General features: G+C 46.1%; 17 protein-coding genes and 1 pseudogene. 4 read left to right on the top strand and 14 right to left on the bottom strand.

Annotation, left to right across the window (positions count from 1 at the left end):
- Nucleotides 1-69 precede the first annotated feature (69 nt).
- The 11 genes from CWE23_RS06370 to CWE23_RS06320 form a co-directional block, all read right to left on the bottom strand.
- Nucleotides 70-570 (bottom strand): hypothetical protein, encoded by a 501-nt coding sequence (locus CWE23_RS06370; RefSeq protein WP_126819783.1) that lies wholly within the window; start codon nt 568-570, stop codon nt 70-72.
- Between the two features lie 395 nt (nt 571-965).
- A complete protein-coding gene (locus CWE23_RS13890) occupies nt 966-1,643 on the bottom strand; it encodes an RHS repeat-associated core domain-containing protein (RefSeq protein WP_241970549.1) in 678 nt (225 codons plus the stop codon).
- Between the two features lie 150 nt (nt 1,644-1,793).
- On the bottom strand, nt 1,794-2,183 hold the full coding sequence (locus CWE23_RS06360) for a hypothetical protein (RefSeq protein ID WP_126819782.1): 390 nt from the start codon (nt 2,181-2,183) through the stop codon (nt 1,794-1,796).
- A 3-nt stretch (nt 2,184-2,186) separates the two neighbouring features.
- Nucleotides 2,187-2,750 (bottom strand): RHS repeat-associated core domain-containing protein, encoded by a 564-nt coding sequence (locus CWE23_RS06355; protein ID WP_126819781.1) that lies wholly within the window; start codon nt 2,748-2,750, stop codon nt 2,187-2,189.
- 71 nt (nt 2,751-2,821) lie between these two features.
- Nucleotides 2,822-3,262: a helix-turn-helix domain-containing protein gene (locus tag CWE23_RS06350; RefSeq protein WP_126819780.1), complete on the bottom strand. Its 441-nt coding sequence runs from the start codon at nt 3,260-3,262 to the stop codon at nt 2,822-2,824.
- Between the two features lie 9 nt (nt 3,263-3,271).
- Nucleotides 3,272-3,613: a DUF4258 domain-containing protein gene (locus CWE23_RS06345; RefSeq protein WP_110576454.1), complete on the bottom strand. Its 342-nt coding sequence runs from the start codon at nt 3,611-3,613 to the stop codon at nt 3,272-3,274.
- A 72-nt stretch (nt 3,614-3,685) separates the two neighbouring features.
- Nucleotides 3,686-4,639, bottom strand: a complete 954-nt coding sequence (locus tag CWE23_RS06340) for a tyrosine-type recombinase/integrase (protein WP_126819779.1) — start codon at nt 4,637-4,639, stop codon at nt 3,686-3,688.
- Nucleotides 4,620-5,108 carry a hypothetical protein gene (locus tag CWE23_RS06335; protein ID WP_126819778.1) on the bottom strand — a complete coding sequence of 163 codons (489 nt, stop codon included), beginning with the start codon at nt 5,106-5,108 and terminating at the stop codon, nt 4,620-4,622. The genes CWE23_RS06340 and CWE23_RS06335 overlap by 20 nt, the downstream gene beginning before the upstream one ends.
- On the bottom strand, nt 5,105-5,857 hold the full coding sequence (istB, locus tag CWE23_RS06330) for an IS21-like element helper ATPase IstB (RefSeq protein WP_126819777.1): 753 nt from the start codon (nt 5,855-5,857) through the stop codon (nt 5,105-5,107). Before istB (CWE23_RS06330) ends, CWE23_RS06335 begins: the two co-directional genes overlap by 4 nt.
- Nucleotides 5,847-7,397, bottom strand: a complete 1,551-nt coding sequence (gene istA, locus CWE23_RS06325; RefSeq protein WP_126819776.1) for an IS21 family transposase — start codon at nt 7,395-7,397, stop codon at nt 5,847-5,849. Before istA (CWE23_RS06325) ends, istB (CWE23_RS06330) begins: the two co-directional genes overlap by 11 nt.
- A 210-nt stretch (nt 7,398-7,607) precedes the next feature.
- Nucleotides 7,608-7,865 carry a hypothetical protein gene (locus CWE23_RS06320; protein WP_198678806.1) on the bottom strand — a complete coding sequence of 86 codons (258 nt, stop codon included), beginning with the start codon at nt 7,863-7,865 and terminating at the stop codon, nt 7,608-7,610.
- Nucleotides 7,866-8,041: 176 nt separating this feature from the next.
- Between CWE23_RS06320 and CWE23_RS06315 the strand changes: the two genes are divergently transcribed.
- The 4 genes and pseudogenes from CWE23_RS06315 (at nt 8,042) to CWE23_RS06300 (ending at nt 11,978) form a co-directional block, all read left to right on the top strand.
- The gene (locus tag CWE23_RS06315; protein ID WP_126819775.1) at nt 8,042-8,794 is read left to right on the top strand and encodes a hypothetical protein; all 753 of its coding nucleotides are present in this window, start codon (nt 8,042-8,044) and stop codon (nt 8,792-8,794) included.
- A 69-nt stretch (nt 8,795-8,863) separates the two neighbouring features.
- Nucleotides 8,864-10,356 (top strand): annotated as a pseudogene (gene istA / locus CWE23_RS06310) (IS21 family transposase).
- On the top strand, nt 10,349-11,107 hold the full coding sequence (istB, locus tag CWE23_RS06305) for an IS21-like element helper ATPase IstB (protein ID WP_126819774.1): 759 nt from the start codon (nt 10,349-10,351) through the stop codon (nt 11,105-11,107). The pseudogene istA (CWE23_RS06310) and the gene istB (CWE23_RS06305) overlap by 8 nt, the downstream one beginning before the upstream one ends.
- Before the next feature lie 574 nt (nt 11,108-11,681).
- Complete coding sequence (locus CWE23_RS06300) at nt 11,682-11,978, top strand: hypothetical protein (RefSeq protein ID WP_126819773.1); 297 nt, start codon at nt 11,682-11,684, stop codon at nt 11,976-11,978.
- A 354-nt stretch (nt 11,979-12,332) separates the two neighbouring features.
- On the opposite strand, the gene CWE23_RS06290 is transcribed toward CWE23_RS06300, so the two are convergent.
- The 3 genes from CWE23_RS06290 to CWE23_RS06275 all read right to left on the bottom strand — a co-directional run bounded on the left by CWE23_RS06290 (nt 12,333) and on the right by CWE23_RS06275 (nt 19,544).
- Nucleotides 12,333-17,360, bottom strand: a complete 5,028-nt coding sequence (locus CWE23_RS06290; RefSeq protein ID WP_126819771.1) for an RHS repeat domain-containing protein — start codon at nt 17,358-17,360, stop codon at nt 12,333-12,335.
- A gap of 572 nt (nt 17,361-17,932) precedes the next feature.
- Nucleotides 17,933-19,261, bottom strand: coding sequence for a type II toxin-antitoxin system HipA family toxin (locus CWE23_RS06280; protein WP_126819770.1), 1,329 nt, complete (start codon nt 19,259-19,261; stop codon nt 17,933-17,935).
- The gene (locus CWE23_RS06275) at nt 19,236-19,544 is read right to left on the bottom strand and encodes a hypothetical protein (RefSeq protein ID WP_105305339.1); all 309 of its coding nucleotides are present in this window, start codon (nt 19,542-19,544) and stop codon (nt 19,236-19,238) included. Before CWE23_RS06275 ends, CWE23_RS06280 begins: the two co-directional genes overlap by 26 nt.
- Nucleotides 19,545-19,761 lie beyond the last annotated feature (217 nt).

Genomic DNA, 19,761 nt, shown 5'->3' with positions numbered 1-19,761 from the left:
TCTGCACGGTTGATGTCAAAAAAAAGCCCCGAAAGGGCGAGGCTATGGATTCAAAACATTATTCATAATTTACTTAACGGAATAGCCCAAAGATTTTACATGGTCGATGACCAACCCATGACCTTGCATTAAAGCTGAAAGCCGAATTTTCGAACCGCCTTTGAAGTTTAAAGTGTACCAATTCGCACTAGCGTTGAATTTCGCTGACTCCAAATCTGTCCATTTTTCATGTTTACTCCCAGTCCAAGGAGTATGAAACTCTATCGTTTGAGAATTGAAGCTGCCTTTAACCTTATATGCTTCTCCAAATGAGTACACAGCCGCCAAGCCGAAACCCACAATCAGACCAATTATGGGAAACAGATCCCTTTCATAATTAATGTCTGTGAAAATCAAACTGTAAAGACAAATTCCAATAATAAATAAGCAAACCCAAAACAGGATAGATACAATTAAACCGAATTTTAGTTGCCCATTGTTTGATTTATGGCTAATTCTTGTCGAAACGACGCTGCATAAGGCAATGGATACTATTCCCCCTATAATACCGCCTAGTAGACCTGAATCCATATGAGCTTCTCCTCTAACCACTACATGACACGCTAAATGAAGACAAAAAGACTCTGTAGTGCGTCAGTTTTTAACAACGTCCTGCATAAAGGCAGGATTAACATTACTAATTACTTTTACTCAGTGTCATAATTGATAAGACCGAAAACACTATGGCCAGAATGATATAGATGCCTACAATGAGAGGGCTTTTTATCATATTTATATAAAAGTCAAAATCTAATAGGAAGCTCGTGTCATTTCTGTCGTCGATTAATGCCACAAAAACTGCAAGCAACAAAAACACTAAAAACAGCAAACTCGCTTTCCAAATTCCAGATTTTATGCACTTAAAATAAAGGTTCATACGATCTCATTTTCTGCAATATTAACTCGATTAATTTCACAATCTATAACTAGTTGCAGTCGTCTCCGACACACGTATTAGAAGCCGCTTGATTTATAACTTCTTGAGTGCCTGTAACAATTAGTTCGGCTGTAGCTTTACCTCCAGCGAGACTTCCTGCTGGCCCTAAATTTGTTGAGTTTGTTAGGGCTTTCACCGCTTTTTCTCCCGCTACACCACCAATTACCGTGCCTGCGGCACTCACACCAGACGCTTTCGCAACATCTTGTTGTATGGGGTCACCATTCGCCGTATTTTCAACCATCTGGGTCAATCCGCCCCCGACAGCAGCAACACCAGCGGAGGGAGTAAGTACTGTCGCCGCAGCCTCAGCACCTGTAAGTCCAATTTTTGTAGCGGCAGCACCAGCTAATCCACCTGTTGCGCCCACTGCCGCGCCAGTTAGCGTAGCAGCTCCAACAGTTGACCAATTTATTTGCTTATCACCAGTAAAAGCTTGAACAGCTATTGATGAAAGTCCTCCAATTGCTCCTCCGATAGCAGCTCCCAACAATCCAAATTCGCCATCCGGGTCAACATATTTATATGGATTATTGTTTGCGTATGTATATCTGCCAAATCCACGAGCAATACTATTACCACGTTGCATGTGGCCCAACGCATCCACCGGATCATTCGAATAAAACCGCCCGATAACTGGATCATAGTATCGTGCCTGCATATACATTAATCGACACTACGAGCCATAGTAAAGCATCAATAAAATTTATCTAATACAGTGTGTTAGCAGTATAGCTTAATTATTGAAGCCTACCGCATTGAGCACCCAAAAAACAAAGCCCCGCGAGGGCGAGGCTTTGGATTCAAATTGATTTATTTATATCCGCGAGTTTGCACGCTTAAATAGGGAATTGATACCAAGTAGGGGTATAAATGTAGCGAAAGCTAGATATTTTAAATCCCCTTGCAACAATCCACCTGCATAAACAAAAATGAAAAGCGCCCCCCACAAAAGCACAACTTTTACGCTAGATTTGGAATCATCTCCAGTATTTGTACTCGCTTTTTTTAACAAGCCAAAGCAGAAAAACGGATACAGGATTGATTTTGCAACTAGTACCAATTGCGATGAGGCGTCACTATTTTTCAAAAAATTTTTGTAAAAGTAGTACATGTTATACACCCCAGCAGAAAAAAACGAGAAAATCACTAATCTTGCAGGGGCTTCAGTATAAAAATTTAAAGTTTCTTTATTTTTGATAGTCATACATCACTCAAAAGTTTTCTTTATTTTGTCTATTGCCTGTTTGACAGCGTCGGAAGTTACTTCTCCTTTAAATTCAACACCTACCGAGGCACCCAAGCCGACTTTTCCTTTGGGCTCGCCAAAGCTAGCTTGGTTTTTAACATCTCCACTAAGGGTGTTTTCCGACATTACTTCTCCTCCATAAGAAATCGCACCAACAGTTACATCAGCAGTCACCGCGATTTCGGAGTTAGAAGAGTCTTGGGCAACTTCACCACTCTGTTCAATAGTTAAACTAGGCTCTACTCCAACGCCGACTCCTAGCCTAGGCCCAGCCGTATACGTCGCACCAATCTCTAAAGTTTCGGTGTCAAAACTTACCGAAAAGCCTACTCTGGCTCCAGCAAATAACATTGCTTCACCGGTTAATCCCAAGGATATTTTTTCTTCACCTGTAGGGTCAGTATACTTATATGGATTGTTTGCCACATATGAATATCGATTGAAAGTGTCAATTTCACCTGTAAATCCAACAGGGTCATTCGAATAAAACCGCCCAATTACGGGATCATAGTATCGTGCCTGCATATAAATTAGTACGATGTAGGAACCAGAATTTATATAGGACAGCCCTCATAATCTGACCCGCCCTAAAGTATCTAGGCGGCAACTTCCCAGTGATCTTCTATTTCCTCTAGGCGAATTTCTTTTGCAGCTTCCTCTGCTTCTGTGTCCGCCAGTAGATCAAGAAAATAGCTCACTGGATTATTTTTTTCTTGGCTTTCCATGTACAGTGTTCTTAAAGCCGCGTCTGTAGTTCGAGGAATTTTTGTCTTGCCTTTTTCATAACGGGCAATTGTCTGCTCATCCACACCAAAACGTGTGCCAAGCATTTTCTGAGAAATATTCATCTCAATACGCAAAAACTTAAATTCTTCATGCGTAAGTGGTTTTCTGCTGTCCACAACAGCCTGTCCTATCGCTTTATGCAGCCCATTCATATCATCAATACTTGTATATTCTTCACCATCGATGTGTTCAACGGTAAAACCATTTTTGAGATATATATTTGATAAACCGCTTTCAATGTAATGGTACATACCAACCTCTTAATCGAGCCATACAGTTACCAGAACTGACATAGGACTGTCATGATGATTCTTAAGTGCAACAGTCAATTCAATAACCTTGCCTGCTGCTAACCCTTTCAAGTTAAATTTCCAGTCTCCGTTCACTTCTGGATACGGGCCTTCTCTGAATACTGAATGCTTACTCTTAAGTAAGGTGATTATTTGTCCAGTAGTAACCCCTCGCTCCCTCATGCGTTCCTTGACGTGATTGCTCCATCGAATCCTGTGAGTATAATTCGTTGCCAGATCATTCATTATCTTTCTGGCGGTTTCCTCCGACAGAGGAAATTCGTTTACGCCTTTAGGGTTGTTTTTATTCATCAAAAACCTATCAACCTGATACCTATCATTTTGATGGGTTGAATGCACAATGTCAACTATTGTTTTAAATCATCAAAACAACCCGCTACCGCCTCGCGCTGAGGGATGAGTGTCCTGATAGACTTGAGAAAGTTTCTTACGGCTTACATGCGTGTACAATTGAGTTGTCAGAATACTTGCATGGCCAAGCATCTCTTGAATATGCCTTAAATCTGCACCATTATCCAGCATCGTTGTCGCTGTGTTATGGCGGTACAGGTGACAAGCTCCGGTGCGGTCAAACCCGGCAAGCTTCACATATTGAGAAGCCATGTCTGACAGCTTTCCGGGTATGTAGCGCTTCCCATTGTTCGCCAGAAATAACGCTTTCCCGGAACCAATGAAGGCAAACATGGGGCGGATTTTTCCGATGTAGAACGCGACCCATTCACAGCCCCGCTGACTGATTGGCACTAGGCGCTCTTTCTTTCCCTTCCCATGAACACGAACGAGCTTTGCTGAGAAATCAATATCGTCAACATTGAGCTTAACAAGCTCACCGCGACGTATGCCTGTCGCAAAAAAGGTTTCGAGTATTGCCCTGTCGCGCAGTCCTTTAATGCCGAACAGCAGCGGTTGCTCAAGTATGACTTCGATTTCCTCCTCGGTGTAGAGTGCTTTGGGGATCTGCTCACCTTTTGATGGAAGCTCAATATTCTGAAGGGGATTAGCCGATAGTAACCCTTTAATGTACAGGTACTTCACAAAGGTTTTCACGAACGTCAGAAGATTACGCTTCTGTGCTGCGCACAGGGGTTTATTGTCCAATGGCTTTCGATAAGCATTGAGATACGCCGCATAGCCATCCATCAGGTCTAAATTGATTTGGTCTACGCGAGTAACGTTACGCCCCAAGCACCAGAGAAAAAACTTTTTAAGCCCGCTGCGCTTGCCTCTGATGGTATCTGAGCTTTGCCCCTTGGCGAGACAAAGCTCAAAATAGTACTTGGCACATCGCCAGATACGCTTAGTGGAAGGCTTGACCATGAATAAGCTCTCTGGCAAGTGATAGCCCGACGTCCACAAAAGCGTTCGGCTCAGGCCGTCGCCAATAGACAACCAGTTTATCAGAGGTACGAACCCTTCCGACACGATAACCAACCGCAGAAATGACACTCCCGTTTTCATGATACGTCGGAAACACAACACAGCCCCTGAACAGTTCGTGTCCAGTTGCGCGCACTAGTCCAGCGCGTTGAAGGCTTCCTCTTATCGCGGCTCCCTCATAGGTTCTAGCCTTCGGGATATGTTTGCCCATGGTACGATCACAATATCCAACCGAAAAATGTTCCTTCACATCGTCGTCGATAGCGCAGCTTTTAGCGACGAATTGCTGTGCTAGCTCGCTTTGCTGATAACGTTGGCGGTAATAATCGAATGCTTGCTGAATATTCAACTCGTCAAGATTGAGTTGACCCAGTACGTTCAAGTACGGGTTGCTAGATGACATATTCATTTCGCGCTCCCCCGAAGTCCCAATAACTTCCTGATCGACTCTCCTTTTAGAACAATCTTGTGAGCACTATGGACAATCCGATCAAGCGTAGAATCTGCAACGGTTGCATCACCGAAGGCATCATGCCACTCAACAATTGCAAATTGCGATGTGATCAACAGGGACGAGTTTTGGTCACGCTTCTCAATCAACTCAAAAAGTGAATGGCGCTCGGTCACTGATAAAGGTGCGGTTCCCCAATCATCAATGATAAGAAGTGGTGCTTTCTCGACTCTCCTTCTGAACGTTGCGGCTCGCTTATCTGTGTCTGCGGCAGCAAGGTTAAGGATCAGCGTTTTAAAACGGCAGTGAATAGCAGGAATGCCACTTGATATAACAGCATTACCGAAAGCGCTTGCCAAGGACGTTTTACCTGTTCCTGTCGGCCCTGTGATAATGATATGACGGTGATTTTTCAGCCACTCAAGTTCAGCCAGCTCCTTGACAACAGCAGGCTTTAGAGAAGGCATAAGGGAGTAGTTAATATCGCCGATGGAAGCAGCGGGAAAACGTATTGCGGCTTGCTTCATCATCCTTGCGGTACGCGCATTTGAAGTGACATTAAGCTGCTCAACAACTAGCTCATCCAATCGCTGCAAAAAGCCTTTGTCCTCATAATTGTCGTTGCTGAACTGTTGCTTAAGAGCGCTGACCATACCGTGGAGCTTTAACTCTGACAGATTAGACGTTATCTTATTTTTAAGCATCATAGTTATCTCCGTAGTAGTCTCTACCGCGAATGTTGCCGTGCAATTCAACACGAGACGGAAGGTTTTCGAAGCCACCCTCCGCCTTTTGAGCGCTAATAATCAATTCGATTTCACTGGGCTTATCCATGTCATGACGAAGCGCATATTCACACGCTTGGTTCACAAGGTTACTCCCTTGTTTTTGAACCAAATTCATTAGTGCTCGACAGCGCTTAGCGATGGGCCGGGACTGCGGGTTCTTTGTCTGCGAGTACCAGCTCTCAACAATTGCCTGAACTTGTTCACCAGTGTCCTCAGCCCACTTAATATTGGCCTTTTTGTCACACATACTGAAATCGGCCAGATGCTCGGCTGACATGTGCTCAGGAATGGTCGTAGACCCACCTTTGTTTTTGCTGAGGTGGTGCTTATAAACAAAACGGTTTTGGTGATAGATGCCGATTTCATTTTGAGTCACGACGATATCAACGGACTCTCCAGCAAGCGTATAGGGTACGGAATAGTCATGGTTACCATATTCAAAATGGTAATCCGGTTTGACGCGTTTAACTTGGCGATCAGTTACCATACGATAAGGGGTCGCAGGGCAAGGGCGCAACGCACCCCGCTCATTTTCCTCAAAGAGATCGTTGCGTGAAATATCAAACCCTTGGAAGCACTCATTATTGAGCTTCTCGACTTCTTTTAGAATGTACTGATTGATCTCGTTTATGTCGAAAAACGTCATGTTCAACATCGGCACTAAAACACGCTGTGTAATAAACTTGACCCCATTTTCTACCAAGGACTTATCTTGGGGGTGACCGACGCGACAGGTGTTGATCAAACAGCCGTAGTGCTCAGCCCAGAACATCACGTTATCAACGAGATTAGCTACAAGACCCGGCTCGCTGACTAGGGCTTTTGCGTTATCCATTGTCACCGTCTCAGTACAACCGGCGAAGTAAGTGACGGCTTTTGTCATACCGTCAATCCAATGAACTGTCTTTTCTCCTTCTGTTGCGAAAGCAAATAATTTCTTTGACGCACCTAACGTGGCGACAAAGATTTTCACCCATACTTTCTCGCCACCGACCTTGTAAAATACCTTTGTGCCTGCATAGTCGATATACATATTTTCACCAGCCACATGATGCTGCTTCATAACTACCTTGACGCGCTTCATGACTTTATTAAGCATCCGAAAGTAGTGAGTCTTGCTCATAGCCGTTGCCGGGTCGATAGCCCGGTATTCAAGGTAAAGAACAGTTCTGCTTTTACGTTTGCCTCGCGCTTTGCTTAACTCGCGTAGCGCTTCGTTGTAGTCTGGCTCACGTTTACAAGATGTCCGATGGTCGGAGTACAAAAGCACTTCGACAACCTCCTTATTGCTTAGCTGCTCAAGTAACAGATGATCGATCTTGAGTTTTTGACAACGCTTGTTAAGACGGTGCGTTGCTGAAGGCGATGCTCCAGCGAAAGCCGCCTGCTCTCTGACAGTGATGTCGGGCTTCACGAACTTAGCCCTCACGACGGCTCGGATAGTGCTGACATTCATCATTTTGATGTCCTCTCAATAGGTAAAAAGAGGCGCAGGCGACCAAAGCTTTCTTTTCAACAGCAGGAAACTTGACAAATGTCACATCAAGAACAATGATTCAGTATCGAGTTTCGATTCGATGCTCAACCAAAAAGCCCTTTAGAGTTGCCGCTCTGAGGGCTTTTGTTCTATTTGCGCCAATAAAATTTTTTAGTTAGCGAATTACATTGCTCAGTCCTCCCTCGCGCAGGCTTGGCTAGCCAAAAATTTACAGACATCTCTCACCAGCGCAAATCGTCCTCTTCTGTTAGGAAGCTCAAAAATATGCACGGGCAACGTTTGCCTTTGAATGGCTTGTTTCACCGCAGCCACGCTTCGGTAGTTCAAAGCTCGTTGTAATTGCTCAATGGTGAGAATTGGTGAGCCGTATAACTTCAACAAATCTTGCTCAAGCTGCATGGCCAGAAATTCTCGTTCTTCGTCACTCAATGTTTGTCATCCTCCATATCAAACTAACGGTGACAATTAGCCTATACTCAAAATTTGAAATAAACATTGTCGATTTATTAACCAGATTCGTCCTGATGACTCAATGAGCGGAGATACTTAATATGCTGTATTTATTGAAAATTCGTTTAATATTCTTCAAATAGAAAGGTCAGTGAATGAATAATACTTCATCTATTGAACTCAATAATTTCTGGAGTTGGGAGGCTTTTTACCCACTGACTGAGGACAGGCGCACGGAGATAAAAAGTCGATATTTAGCGTTGTCTCCAGTAATGCGATCGGTTGCAGGACAAATTGCTGTTCAGAGGCATCTCGAAGAAAATAACCATCCTTCAATGGTGCGTTTCATCGAATCATTGGACTACGATTCAAAGGACACTACCCAACTGAAATATCCAAACTTTTGGTACAAGTTATTTGCTGGCAGAGCAATGACACAGTCGAATACCATCGACTTATTCTTTGATGGTGTGAATTATCCAACCGCCAATATCTTAAAGCACCCGCTTTGGTCTTTGATCGACCATCGAGTTACGATAGAGTCATCGCTGAAGCAGTTTGCAATTCAATACGGAGGGAAATTATTTAGAAAGCTGTTTAGCTGGCACTGCTTAGATGAAATACCGCTCAGCGCTTTAAAGCAATCGTACCCTAGTCAAAGGCAAACACAGTTTGAAGCGAGATCACTCGACTCGCTCAACGCACTGCTTTTTATCACACTCAACCAAATCAGAGAGTGCAAGCATTTAAGGCCAACGACAGCCGAGCAATATGCTTATGCACTTTTTCTATTTTTGTTTGGCTATAAATACCGAACACTGAAAATGCTGGATATGGGAATAATGCTCAACGAACTGCTGACACCATCTTCTTCGTCGGGTGATAGTATTAAGCGACAATTAACCTGACCGGTCCGCGACAATTATCTTGACCGGTTGATCTGATAGGGTTCGATACAGCAAAACGGAGGTAATGCTGTGTCGGGAAAGCAAGTTACAGATCAACAGGTTAATCTTTATATGAAATTCAGAAAGAACAACACTCAGAAGGTAGCTGCGGCAAAAGCTGGTATCTCTGAAAGCTCCGGCTATCGCATCGAAAAGCAGGCGCTTCAACCTAAAAATGGTCAACGAAGCTGGCGAACGCGTCCTGACCCGCTGGAATCAATTTGGGATAGCGTTGTAATCCCTTTGCTAGAAAAAGATAGCGACATCACGCCGGTCGGTATATACGACCACTTATGCGAACACTACCAAGATAAATTCAATCCTTCGTCCCGACGTACACTGGAGCGCCGAGTTAAGCAGTGGCGACACCTTAACGCTGGTTCAGGCGATGTCGTCTTTGTCCAACATCATGAGCTAGGCAGGTTAGGAATTGCGGACTTCACAAAAGTCCAATATCCGGTCAGTATTCTGGGTGAAGTGCTACAACATCAGTTATTCCACTTCCGGTTGCCAGCGTGTGGTTGGGCGTTTGCTCAGGTTATTTATGGTGGTGAGAGCTTTGCCGCTTTCTCTGATGGTCTGCAGAACGCTCTGATTGCAGCAGGTGGCGTGCCAGCTGAAATCCGCACTGACAGCTTAAGCGCAGCGTATAAAAACCGTACCGAGCAGGATGACTTCACTGAACGCTTTACCGAGCTAATGCGCCATTATGGCTTCAAAGCCTCCCGAAATAATCGGGGAGTTGCGCAGGAAAATGGCGCTATCGAGTCACCGAATCGCCACATTAAAGCTCAACTGGAGCAAGCATTAAGAATACGTGGTAGCTATGACTTTACCTCAAGATCTGATTATGAGGCGTTCGTACAAAGTATTATCGAGCGCCGTAACCGTCGGGTTGCTGATAAGCTAGCCCAAGAGCAGCGACAATTACAGCCGCTTCCTGTGCACACCAGCGTCAATTACACTGAACATTACCTGAGGGTAAGCCGCACCAGTACCATCGCCTTGAAACGCGTGACCTATACCGTGCCATCTCGACTGGTTGGAAGTCGCTTGCTGGTCAGGCTCTATGATAGCCGCCTGGAGCTTTACCTGGGCACTGTCCTTACTGATACGTTACCACGAGTCTATGCACAGGGGTCTAAGCGAGTACGCAGCGTCAATTACCGGCATGTCATAGACGCACTGGTTAAAAAGCCCAGAGCGTTCCGCCATTCACAATGCGTGATGAGCTGTTACCCAGCGACAACTACAAACATATCTGGTCACACGTGAACGACACGATGATGGCAGATAAAGCCTGCTACTACATCGTCCGCTTGCTTCATCTAGCCAGTAAAACTGGACATGAGCAACGACTCGGCGAGTTCGTAATGAACGAAATCGAGCATGGTCGCGTGCCGAGCATTTATGACTGCGAAGAGCGATTTACGTGCCCGCCAGCAGCCATACCTAAGATGACCGTTCATCAGCACGCACTGAGTCAGTACCAATCACTGCTGCACGGAGGTAATCATGGATAACGCCACCGCCTCATTGCCGCTAATGCTTAAACAACTGCGTCTGGGTTCAATCCGCGAACTCTGGCAGACTATGGCAGAGAAAGCCATCCATGAACAGTGGTCACCGCAACAATACCTTGCTGAGTTATGCAGTGCCGAACTCGCCAGCCGCGAAGACAAAAGACTGCAACGACATCTGCGTGAGTCAAAACTGCCGCCCGGCAAGCACCTTAGCGGCTTTAACTTCAACGCCATAGAAGGCGTTAACAAGGCGCAGGTCCATGACTTAATAGATCGGCCCGGCTGGGTGAAACAAGGCGCTAATATACTCTTGTTCGGTGCCAGTGGCGTTGGTAAAACTCACATCGCCAGCAGTATAGGCTACGGCCTAATCGAAGCTGGTATCCGTGTGAAGTTCAGCTCTGCAACCGCATTAGTGCAACATCTGCAGCAAGCAAAACAAGAGCTTAAGCTTGAGGATGCATTACTTAAACTGGATAAGTACGCAGTGCTTATCGTCGACGACATCGGCTATATCCGTAAAACCGAGCAAGAAACCAGCGTCCTGTTCGAGCTCATTGCTCATCGGTACGAGCGTTGCAGCATGATCATTACGTCGAATCAGTCGTTCGAGGACTGGGACACGCTGTTCGATGACTCAAGCATGACCATTGCAGCCATCGACCGTCTGGTGCATCACGCGACCATTATCCAGTGCTTAGGGGAAAGCTACAGGAGGAAAGCATCACTGAAAACTAAACAAGAAGGATGACGACAACCCGTCAAGTTAATTGACGCTGATCAGTCAAGATAGTTGACGCTCTATATGATAGAGACCAATTCGAGCAAAGACTATCCTCAGATCTAGGAAGAGTTATAGAGATCGGGCTTAGTTTGCCCCCTACATTTAGCGACGAAGCAGAAAGTATTTTTTGTACCAAAACACTTCATTGGATCTTGGCTAATAACCATCCTTGCTTCAAATAAACCTGTCAATTTCGACTCACAAATACTTCACTCACACAAATAGTTTTTGTTCCACTTTGATGGTTTTCGTGTTCCACCTTAATGTCACCAAGCGTTTCCCTTAAAGGTGCTGAGATGTTCCTTTCCATGGGAATATCTATGTGCAAATTCTCATCCAAATGGCACAGTCCGCCCAAAAAATGGCACGCCAAGTACTTTTAAGGTGGAACAAGAAAACCGTCAGCGAGGAACAAGCGTCTTTGCATAGCACGCCCCACAACAATGAACAGTAATTAATCTACCCCGGCGGATTTAGCCGTGCTCAGATACTGTTTTTAGCTATAATCGAAAGACAGCAAAAACAGCAAGAGCCAAAGTCTATGCCATACTGCCGCACCGCATTTCAAACTGTGAAGCCAGAGCAGGTTGAAAGCCTGCTGACAACATTTACGCAAGAATGCTTCGTTGGCGGACAGGTTGCTTATCGGCTAGACGATGGTACTTTCTCGATTGATGCTGGGGAAAACGATATTCGGGCTATCTATGACCAAGAAAATGCAGAAATAAAGTTCTTCTGCCGTTACCAACCGGATATGAACTTTTACGATAAGAAACTGATGGCTTTTGCCACCAAGCATGGCATTGACACGAAACCTTGCACCGTCACATCTGAATAGTGAACCGCTACGACTTGCCTTGATGTGAGCAAAAAACAAAGCCCCGCGAGGGCGAGGCTATGGATTCAAATCGACACGCTAGAGTAAATTTATTTTTCTAACTTACAGTTGCAAGAGTAGCATTCCGCCTTTGGAAGTCGATAACTAAGAAATGAGCGAATTACTTGGTTTTTCTGACAGCTAGGACAAACATAATTTATTGACTTAACGATCAGTGTTATTGCAAATACAAAGCTCAATATATAGAAGGGGTTGAAATAGAACTCCCCCCCGATTTTTACAAAGTTAAAGCTAATAATGCAGATTATTAAAGCTATCAAAGTCGCTTTAAATTGATTGTGTTTTGCCATGGTATCACCTAATTAGCTCTTCTATTTTTGACTTTACTTCCTGAGCCGCCTGTTTGACATCATTTCCTGTTAAAGTAAAAGATTTACTGACGGTGGCATCAGCACCTAGTGAGGGGCCAATTTCTACTGTAGCGCTAGATTCTGAACTAGACGCATCCCCAATACTAACTGTCCCTACTCCAACTCCCACATCAATAGAAGCTGACGGATCATCGAAGTTCTGATCGGTATGACTTCCGGCTCCCTTGCCAAATGTCAATCCAGCAATCGCCCCTTTCTGCTTTACAGCGCCTTTAGTGACATCTGAATCGACATTTGAAGCACTAGTGCTAAATCGCACGAACAACCCAGAAGTTGTATTTCCTTGGCCGTTAGCATTAGGTTTAAAACTTACTGTTCCAACATCTACTGCTCCCACGAACGGCACCTTTAGCGATAAGAAAGTTTCTTCGTAGTCTCTTCCATCTGGATCAACATATTTATAAGGATTGTTAGCAGCGTATGCATATCTATTGAACCCTTGAATTTTACCTTCAGAAAGGAAAGATGCTGTACCCTTAGGATCATTAGAATAAAACCGCCCAATCACTGGATCATAGTATCGTGCCTGCATATAACTCAGCCCTAAGTCATTATCGTACTTATGGCCGGTATACCCGATGTCGTAGCTCGGTGCCTCGTAAGTGTCACCAAAAGGCTTATAGTGCCGGCGACTTTGCACTGTCCCCGCGGCGTTGGTTCTGGCCACCGGACTGCCCAGCATATCCGAATGGACAAAGGTGGTCACCGCCTGGCTGTCCTCGGCAATGAGTTTGTTGCCTAGATAAATGTAGTTCGTTTGAATGCCGTTTTCTTCACTAAACAGCAGTTGTCCCGACTGGCTGTAAAAATAGTAACGGGTGTCACCGTTGCCCGCCACTTTGACACGGCGGTTATGCCCGTCGTAGGTGTAGCTATTGCCAAGCGCTGAGGTCATCTGGTTGGCCAGGTTATAACTCATGCCAACATGGCTGTTGTAGGTGATGTTGCCCCGCGCGTCGTAGTTAAAGTAGCTGTAGTTCTTTGCCGCAGTGCCCGAGGAGCTGACGCCCGTTAAGCGGTTCAGCGTGGTGTTGTAGTTGTAATTAAGCGTGCGGTTGTGCGTCACCAGTCGCGTAATGTTGCCCAGCGCATCATAGTCAACCGAGGCATTTCCAGCCTTACTATTGCCGGAGGTACCGATGAGCCGGTCCAGGCCGTCATAGCTTAACGCATTCAGATGATAGCCACTGTCGGTGCCATCTAATAGCTGCGTGATGTTGGCGTTGTTATCGTAGGCATAATCAAACCATGCTATCCGGTTGTTGCCTTTCATATCCGAGATGTGTACCGGCAGGTTACTGACACTATCAAGCACGCTTTGATGCGTGACACCATTACCATAGGTGAAGCTTTTCACGCCCCCCGATGGATGGAAGTCAATGCCACTGGCATAGCTCTGACCGCTTCTTGCGACCTGCGTCGGCTCACCAAAGGCGTTGGGCGACAGATGCACGACCTGTTGCGTAACGGGGTATACTAATGCGCTTGGCGCAAGGTCACTGTTATAACGGTAATCAACGGTGAGCGACTCACTGCGGCCCGGCACGGTCAGAGTTTCGCTTTCTAGCGCACCTTGATTGTTATACACATAGTTTTGCACCGCACTGCCTGCGGCCAGTTGCACCAGGTTCCCGACGTTATCCAGCGTATAACTAACATCTGGCGTACTATCGGGGTAGTTGACCGCCTTTAAGCTACCAAGGTTATCGTAGACACGGTCAACCGCATGCGCGGGTTTTGCGCCACTACAACTGCTGACATTGCCCTGCGCTTGCCACTGGAGTTCGCCGAGTAAATTGTACTTAAACTGCACATTCCCAGTGTCATTCCGCCCCACAAAACACAGGTGGTTATGGCTGTCATACACCCGTGACTCAGTTTGTGACAAGCCACCGCCTTGCTGGGTGATGGCTGTTACATTGGCAAAGGTATCGTACATCAGCTCGGTCACCACGCCCTCTGGCGATTCGATGCGTGTCGGGTAGTGATATAAAGGCGTCGCAAACGCCCGGTAAGTGGTGACTGTTGCAAAGCCCCGAGGATTCACCTGTTGCACTTTATTCCCCGCAAGATAATTGAAGTACGTAGTGCCCAGCCCCGAGGTGGTGACCGATGTTTTACGTTTTAGCGGCCCATAGGTGGAGTGGGTGCCGCGAGTTTCATTGCTGTTCGCGCTGACAAAGGATGCGAACGTGGTTTGGTTGTTGGCATCATAGGTGAACAACTGATAGCGGCTTTCGCCGTCCCCACTTACCTGCCGCTTTACTAAGCGATAAAGCGCGTCATACGTCTGGGTAGTGGTCAGTGATGTCGGCCCACTGCAGCCGCTCATGGCGTTGTTCACTACACACTGCTGCGCCGTTCTTACCAGTCCACCCGAACTCGGATAGCTATAGGTAAACAAGGTATCGTTCCAGTTACCGTAGGTATAAGTACTATCGGGCGCCAGGTTAACCGCACGCACCAAGCCCACGGGGGTATAGGCATACTCGGTGCGTACACCATTAAAATCCGTGGTCGCGACCACCCAGCCATTGTCATCCACCTCTTTGGTCATCGACATGGTGCCGCTTAAATACCGCTGTGGCACGGTGACCGTTTGTGCCTGTCCGCGCTTATAGTTGTTAAAACTGACACGCCGCTTGCTGCCCGCCGCATCTAAATGCAAATCCACATCTTTGATTTGCCCGCGGGCGCCGGTCACGCTCTGGTAACTCGGATACGCTTTGCGTATCGTGCCGAAATACTTTTCCTCTTTAAGCTGAAAACGGTACGCCGTATTACTGTGCAAGGCATCGTAATAGACGTTTTCTGACAAGCGTTGATACGTCCCACCATTGAGACTCACATCGACTGTCGTGGGCTGATTCAGCACCCAGGTGCCACTATGGTGTGCAAAGCCAAGCTGAATCTGCCGCGTGCCACCAGGCCCATACTGGCTTACCTGCTGAGCTTTTTCATAGTTATTAAACTGACTGAATGCTTCTTTGTAAGACGTGGGCGTGGCCCCGTCGACTAACACGAGCTCCCTATCTAAAAGCCGCATGTGCTTACTTGCAGAGACCGCCTGGTCGAAATAAATCTGGCCGTCAAATTCCGGTGGCAACGGGTAGACAATATACTCTTCAATACCATGCACCCATTGGCGTGTACTGCCATAATCCATCGGGCTCACGCTATAGTGGTACTTGGTGTAACTCACAAGGTTAAAGTTAGCGTCATAGGTTGCTGCATACAGCTGTTTACCGTTTTGATAGCCATAGCGACGGTCCGCGATAGACAGCTGATAGTTACCGTCCGGGTTTGTGATAAGTGTTGCACTCACATCGACCAAATCTTCACTGACAAAGCTTAAATCGGTTCCAGCAGGTAATCCGGGGAGGTTAAAGCTGATATCGTACGGTGAGGACTCACCATAATAATAGCCAAAGTTAAGATTGTAGGAATAGCCCCACTCGTACACTGTTCCGTCAGGTAAATCGAGACGCTTGTGTGAGAGCGAGTACTGCTGATGGGTCTTAGGTAACGCGTACGTTTGATACGGCGCTCCCTGACCGAAACGATTAAAATTTTGCAGCTTCGGTACCGCAGCCTGTCCCACACAACGCCCTTCAATCCTAAATATTGCAGACGCGCCGCCTGGATGGGTCATGCTCACGTAATCACCGCCACCGCCGGGGTCGCACTGGACCGGGTCAAAAGGATCTATTTGTGCATGACGACCAATAAACAATGAATGCCAGAATCGGGTCGTTGTGCCATTGTCGGGGTAGTCGAACTGCCATTGGCGGCTGTCGGGTAATGTGACACCTGTTAACAGGTACATGTCAGATTCGCTGGAGGTGTTGGGTGACTGGTAGCTGTAGGTCCACGTCCGGTTATTTGCCCTAACGCTACTGAGCCGTCGCTCATCTGTGCCGCTATACTGGAGCGTAATCTCCCGGCCATCAGAGGCATAAATTCTGATTAAATTGCCGTACGTATCGTAGTCATATTTCACCCAATTGCCGAACCTGTCTTTCACTTCGGTGACTTGCATAAAAACGTTCACCACTGACATCGCCAACTTTAGATTAGGTGTATTATCGCCAAGCGCTGGATAGGCGCATTGCTGCAAACAGGGCATGTCTTCGGAAGCTAAATACGTTTTTTTAAACGACTTGATGGTTTTTAATTCAGAAAAGATATAGGCCGTACCATCAGGCAACGTTACTTGAAAGGCATCGACACCGTTTACATCAAGGCAATCGATTTTCCACTGATTCACCGTTTTTTTGGTCGTACCGTCCTGCAGGATCTGTTCACTGCCGACGCCAGGAATAGAGATAGTATCCCCCTGCCAGTAGTCTTCTTTTTTCAGCTCAAAACCAGCACCATCAATGTATTTATAAAAATCCGGATTGCTGTTGAGCGGTGCTGAGCAAGCTTCGCCACGCACCCACGCTGGCGGCAACGAGCCTTGAGTATGAGAAAAGCTACCGTCCACATTCGTAATATACCGTGAGCGAATATGCGGAATGGCTAAATTCCAGTTACCTAACTCCCGGGTCGCCCGCGGCCAACTACCCGCATCAAGCAACTCACGTTTGACGGCAACTTCGAGGGCAAAGTTACCGGGAAGGCTCACGTCGGTTTGCGTCCAAGAACTTGCGCCGGAGGCTGGATCGGTTTGATCCCCCATTAACTCAGTAGTGAGTGATGGTACATCCGTTTGAACGTTATTTATTTCGTTAAAGTTGTATGTAAAGGTCTTCGGCGGGACATAATTTTCGGTGCTGCTGCCATCACCAATCCCAGGAGATATCGGATCCATGGATTGCGCAGCAAAAGCCATGCCCTGAAGAGGGAAAAGCAATAAAATGGCTAGTAACAAATAACCCGCTTGAACGCGTTGAAAAAACGAAAAGCCTAGCCTGCTTCGCGCAAGCTTAACTTCCTTGTAAGACTTCATACTGCTACCGATACCTTTGCTTTATTAGATTTTTATCAGATGGTATACGTAGTTCACACTGCTAGGCTGCCAGTTATTTGTATGAGTTAGACGCTATGTTTATTTAAACCATTAATCAACAAGCTTTCAATTTTTATAACGTTTTATGTGCTGTTTTACTGACAATAAAGGCGCTGCCACCTCAAAATTTATGCTCAAAGCACTCAGCCCGTGGAAAATTTTCCACCCCAACACTTAGACTTTCCTCAGAAGGTGAGATTTTTTAGTCGTGAGGCAGTGGTCAAAACTGGATAGTTTTGGGGTAGGTATTCTGTGACTAATTTTGTCGTTAAATGGGCTCAAAAGTAGGAATAGTCTTGGCGAGACCGGAACAGCAACATCATTTAAGCCCTTACCAAGCCGAGCTTTAACGATTTCCCAGCGAACCGGTAACTGCCCTCCGGAGGCAGAGGTCACAGGTTCGACTCCTGTCGGGTGCGCCATTTTCACGTAAAACACGTGATCGAATCACTTTCCTAATAACAGGCATACACTGGTCATCAGGGTCAAAAATGACCGTTTCCCCTCGCTGCCTAACGCAAGGTCAGCTCCAATGCTCGACAGCGCTCACGAATACGGTCGGTTATCGTTGCGTACATTTTGTCCGGTAGCGGCGTTCGAAAGCCGCTTTTGAGCACCTTTAATAGTTTGCCGATGAGCTGTTTTAGTTGTTTTTCCACAAGTGCTTGCGGTAAGCCTATATTCACACCAAGCTGCACGAAGTCGCTTTGGGTATAGAAGCCAAACTGCTCGTAAGCGTCGCTGAAATAGCCGTCGTCTCCCTCTTCTGTTGCGAGAACGCCAATCGACATGAAGCAAGCGTGGTCAAATACGGGATAGGGCGCTAAGCTAAGGACGTCATAGATGGGGGCTAACATATCCATCGTCGAGTCTTGTCCGAAGGGCTTGCGCATTAAGGAAAAATTCTTCAAGTGCAAATCGTTGTTGGCAACAAGGTATGAAAAAACGACTTGTAAGAAGAGGTTGAGCGTCACCGCTTTGCTGTTTCCTGCGGTCTCGCTTAGCCTTTTTAAAACGGTTTCATAACTTAACGCCTCGCTGTCTTTATGTTTTGGGTGCACCAAACATAACGAAGCGCCATCCTCAACGAAGTAACGCTCACCCTTGTTGAGAATATCGAAACGCTTCGTTACATAAGCGAGTTCCCCGTCTTCAAAGGGGACAAGGCCACACTCAGCCGTCTTGAGTCCAATCGTCTTGGCTAAGCTCATGACAAAAAATTCGTTTTCAGGGCAATGTGGCACGCCTTCGGGAGTGGGTTTAACAATGTATTGCCCGCCACGAGCTGTCGGCACTAACTGGTGACCTTCTAGCTTCATCATTAGCTTTCGTTGCACACCTGATATGGAATGGCCATTGGCATGATCAACAGCATACTCATTGAATGAGCGTGACGTGCCAACAATGGTGACGCCTTTGTCCTTTAAAGTGCTTGGTTTAGAAATTGGTATTTGGACCGAACGCTGGCTTGGTAAATCGTCAACTTCACCGGGCGCGACAGAAACAGCACCAATCAGTTCTTCACCATTGGCGCACAACAAACCAAACTCATCGCTTTTATCAAGTCGGGCCTTCTGTGCTTGGTGGGTTCTTAACCAACCTTCTGAGAGCAAATTGGTAAAGAAAGGCGGTAACGCATCAAACTCATACCGGGCCTTTGTGAGCGGAAGATGATGCCCAATTGGCGAACCATCTGCTAGGTAGTCTGATTCATACGCAAATGTATAAGACTCTCGAGCAGATAAATCCTGCGACGCACGATATTCGGTGAGTATGCCCGCCTTCACACCATTGACGAATACGGTCGCGATACGATTAACGTGCATCGGTGCGGCCAACATACAATGTATAGTTGCCAAACACAGCGATAATTGACTCAATGGTTGAGCACTTCGTTGAGCTTGGTGAATTAAATGCAGCGTAGAGTGTTGTCTTACTGATCATCGCTAAATCGCAAAAGGTGTCGATGGTAATATCGTTTTCTTTCACGTACTGAGTCACACGTTCTTTCAGTTCTGCGAGCGGAAAGCTCTCTTTCTCTTCAAGCTCTTTTGCTTCTATTCGCTCGATCTCACGCAGAAGCGCATGAACTTGCTGCTTTAACTCTGTGATGTGGCTTTTCATGTGTTTCACCAGTGTTAGTTGTTTTTAGTGAACTTTTTTTATGCCTGAATGATAATTTGTTTAATATAGCATACTTTTACGCTATTCAATTCGGTTTAGTGAACTTTTGCATTAATTATCTTGTTTTAGTTTTTTATAGTGAACTTTTTGTTCAGTTATCTGAAGCCTCTGGACTTTTTTTACCGGAGGCGAAGGCTGTTACTAATGACCCGTATTG

The organism is Idiomarina aquatica (genome assembly GCF_003987185.1).
Taxonomy (GTDB): Bacteria; Pseudomonadota; Gammaproteobacteria; order Enterobacterales; family Alteromonadaceae; genus Idiomarina; species Idiomarina aquatica.
Note: the sequence above shows the minus strand (reverse complement) of the source record. Positions and strands in the feature narration are given on the sequence as shown.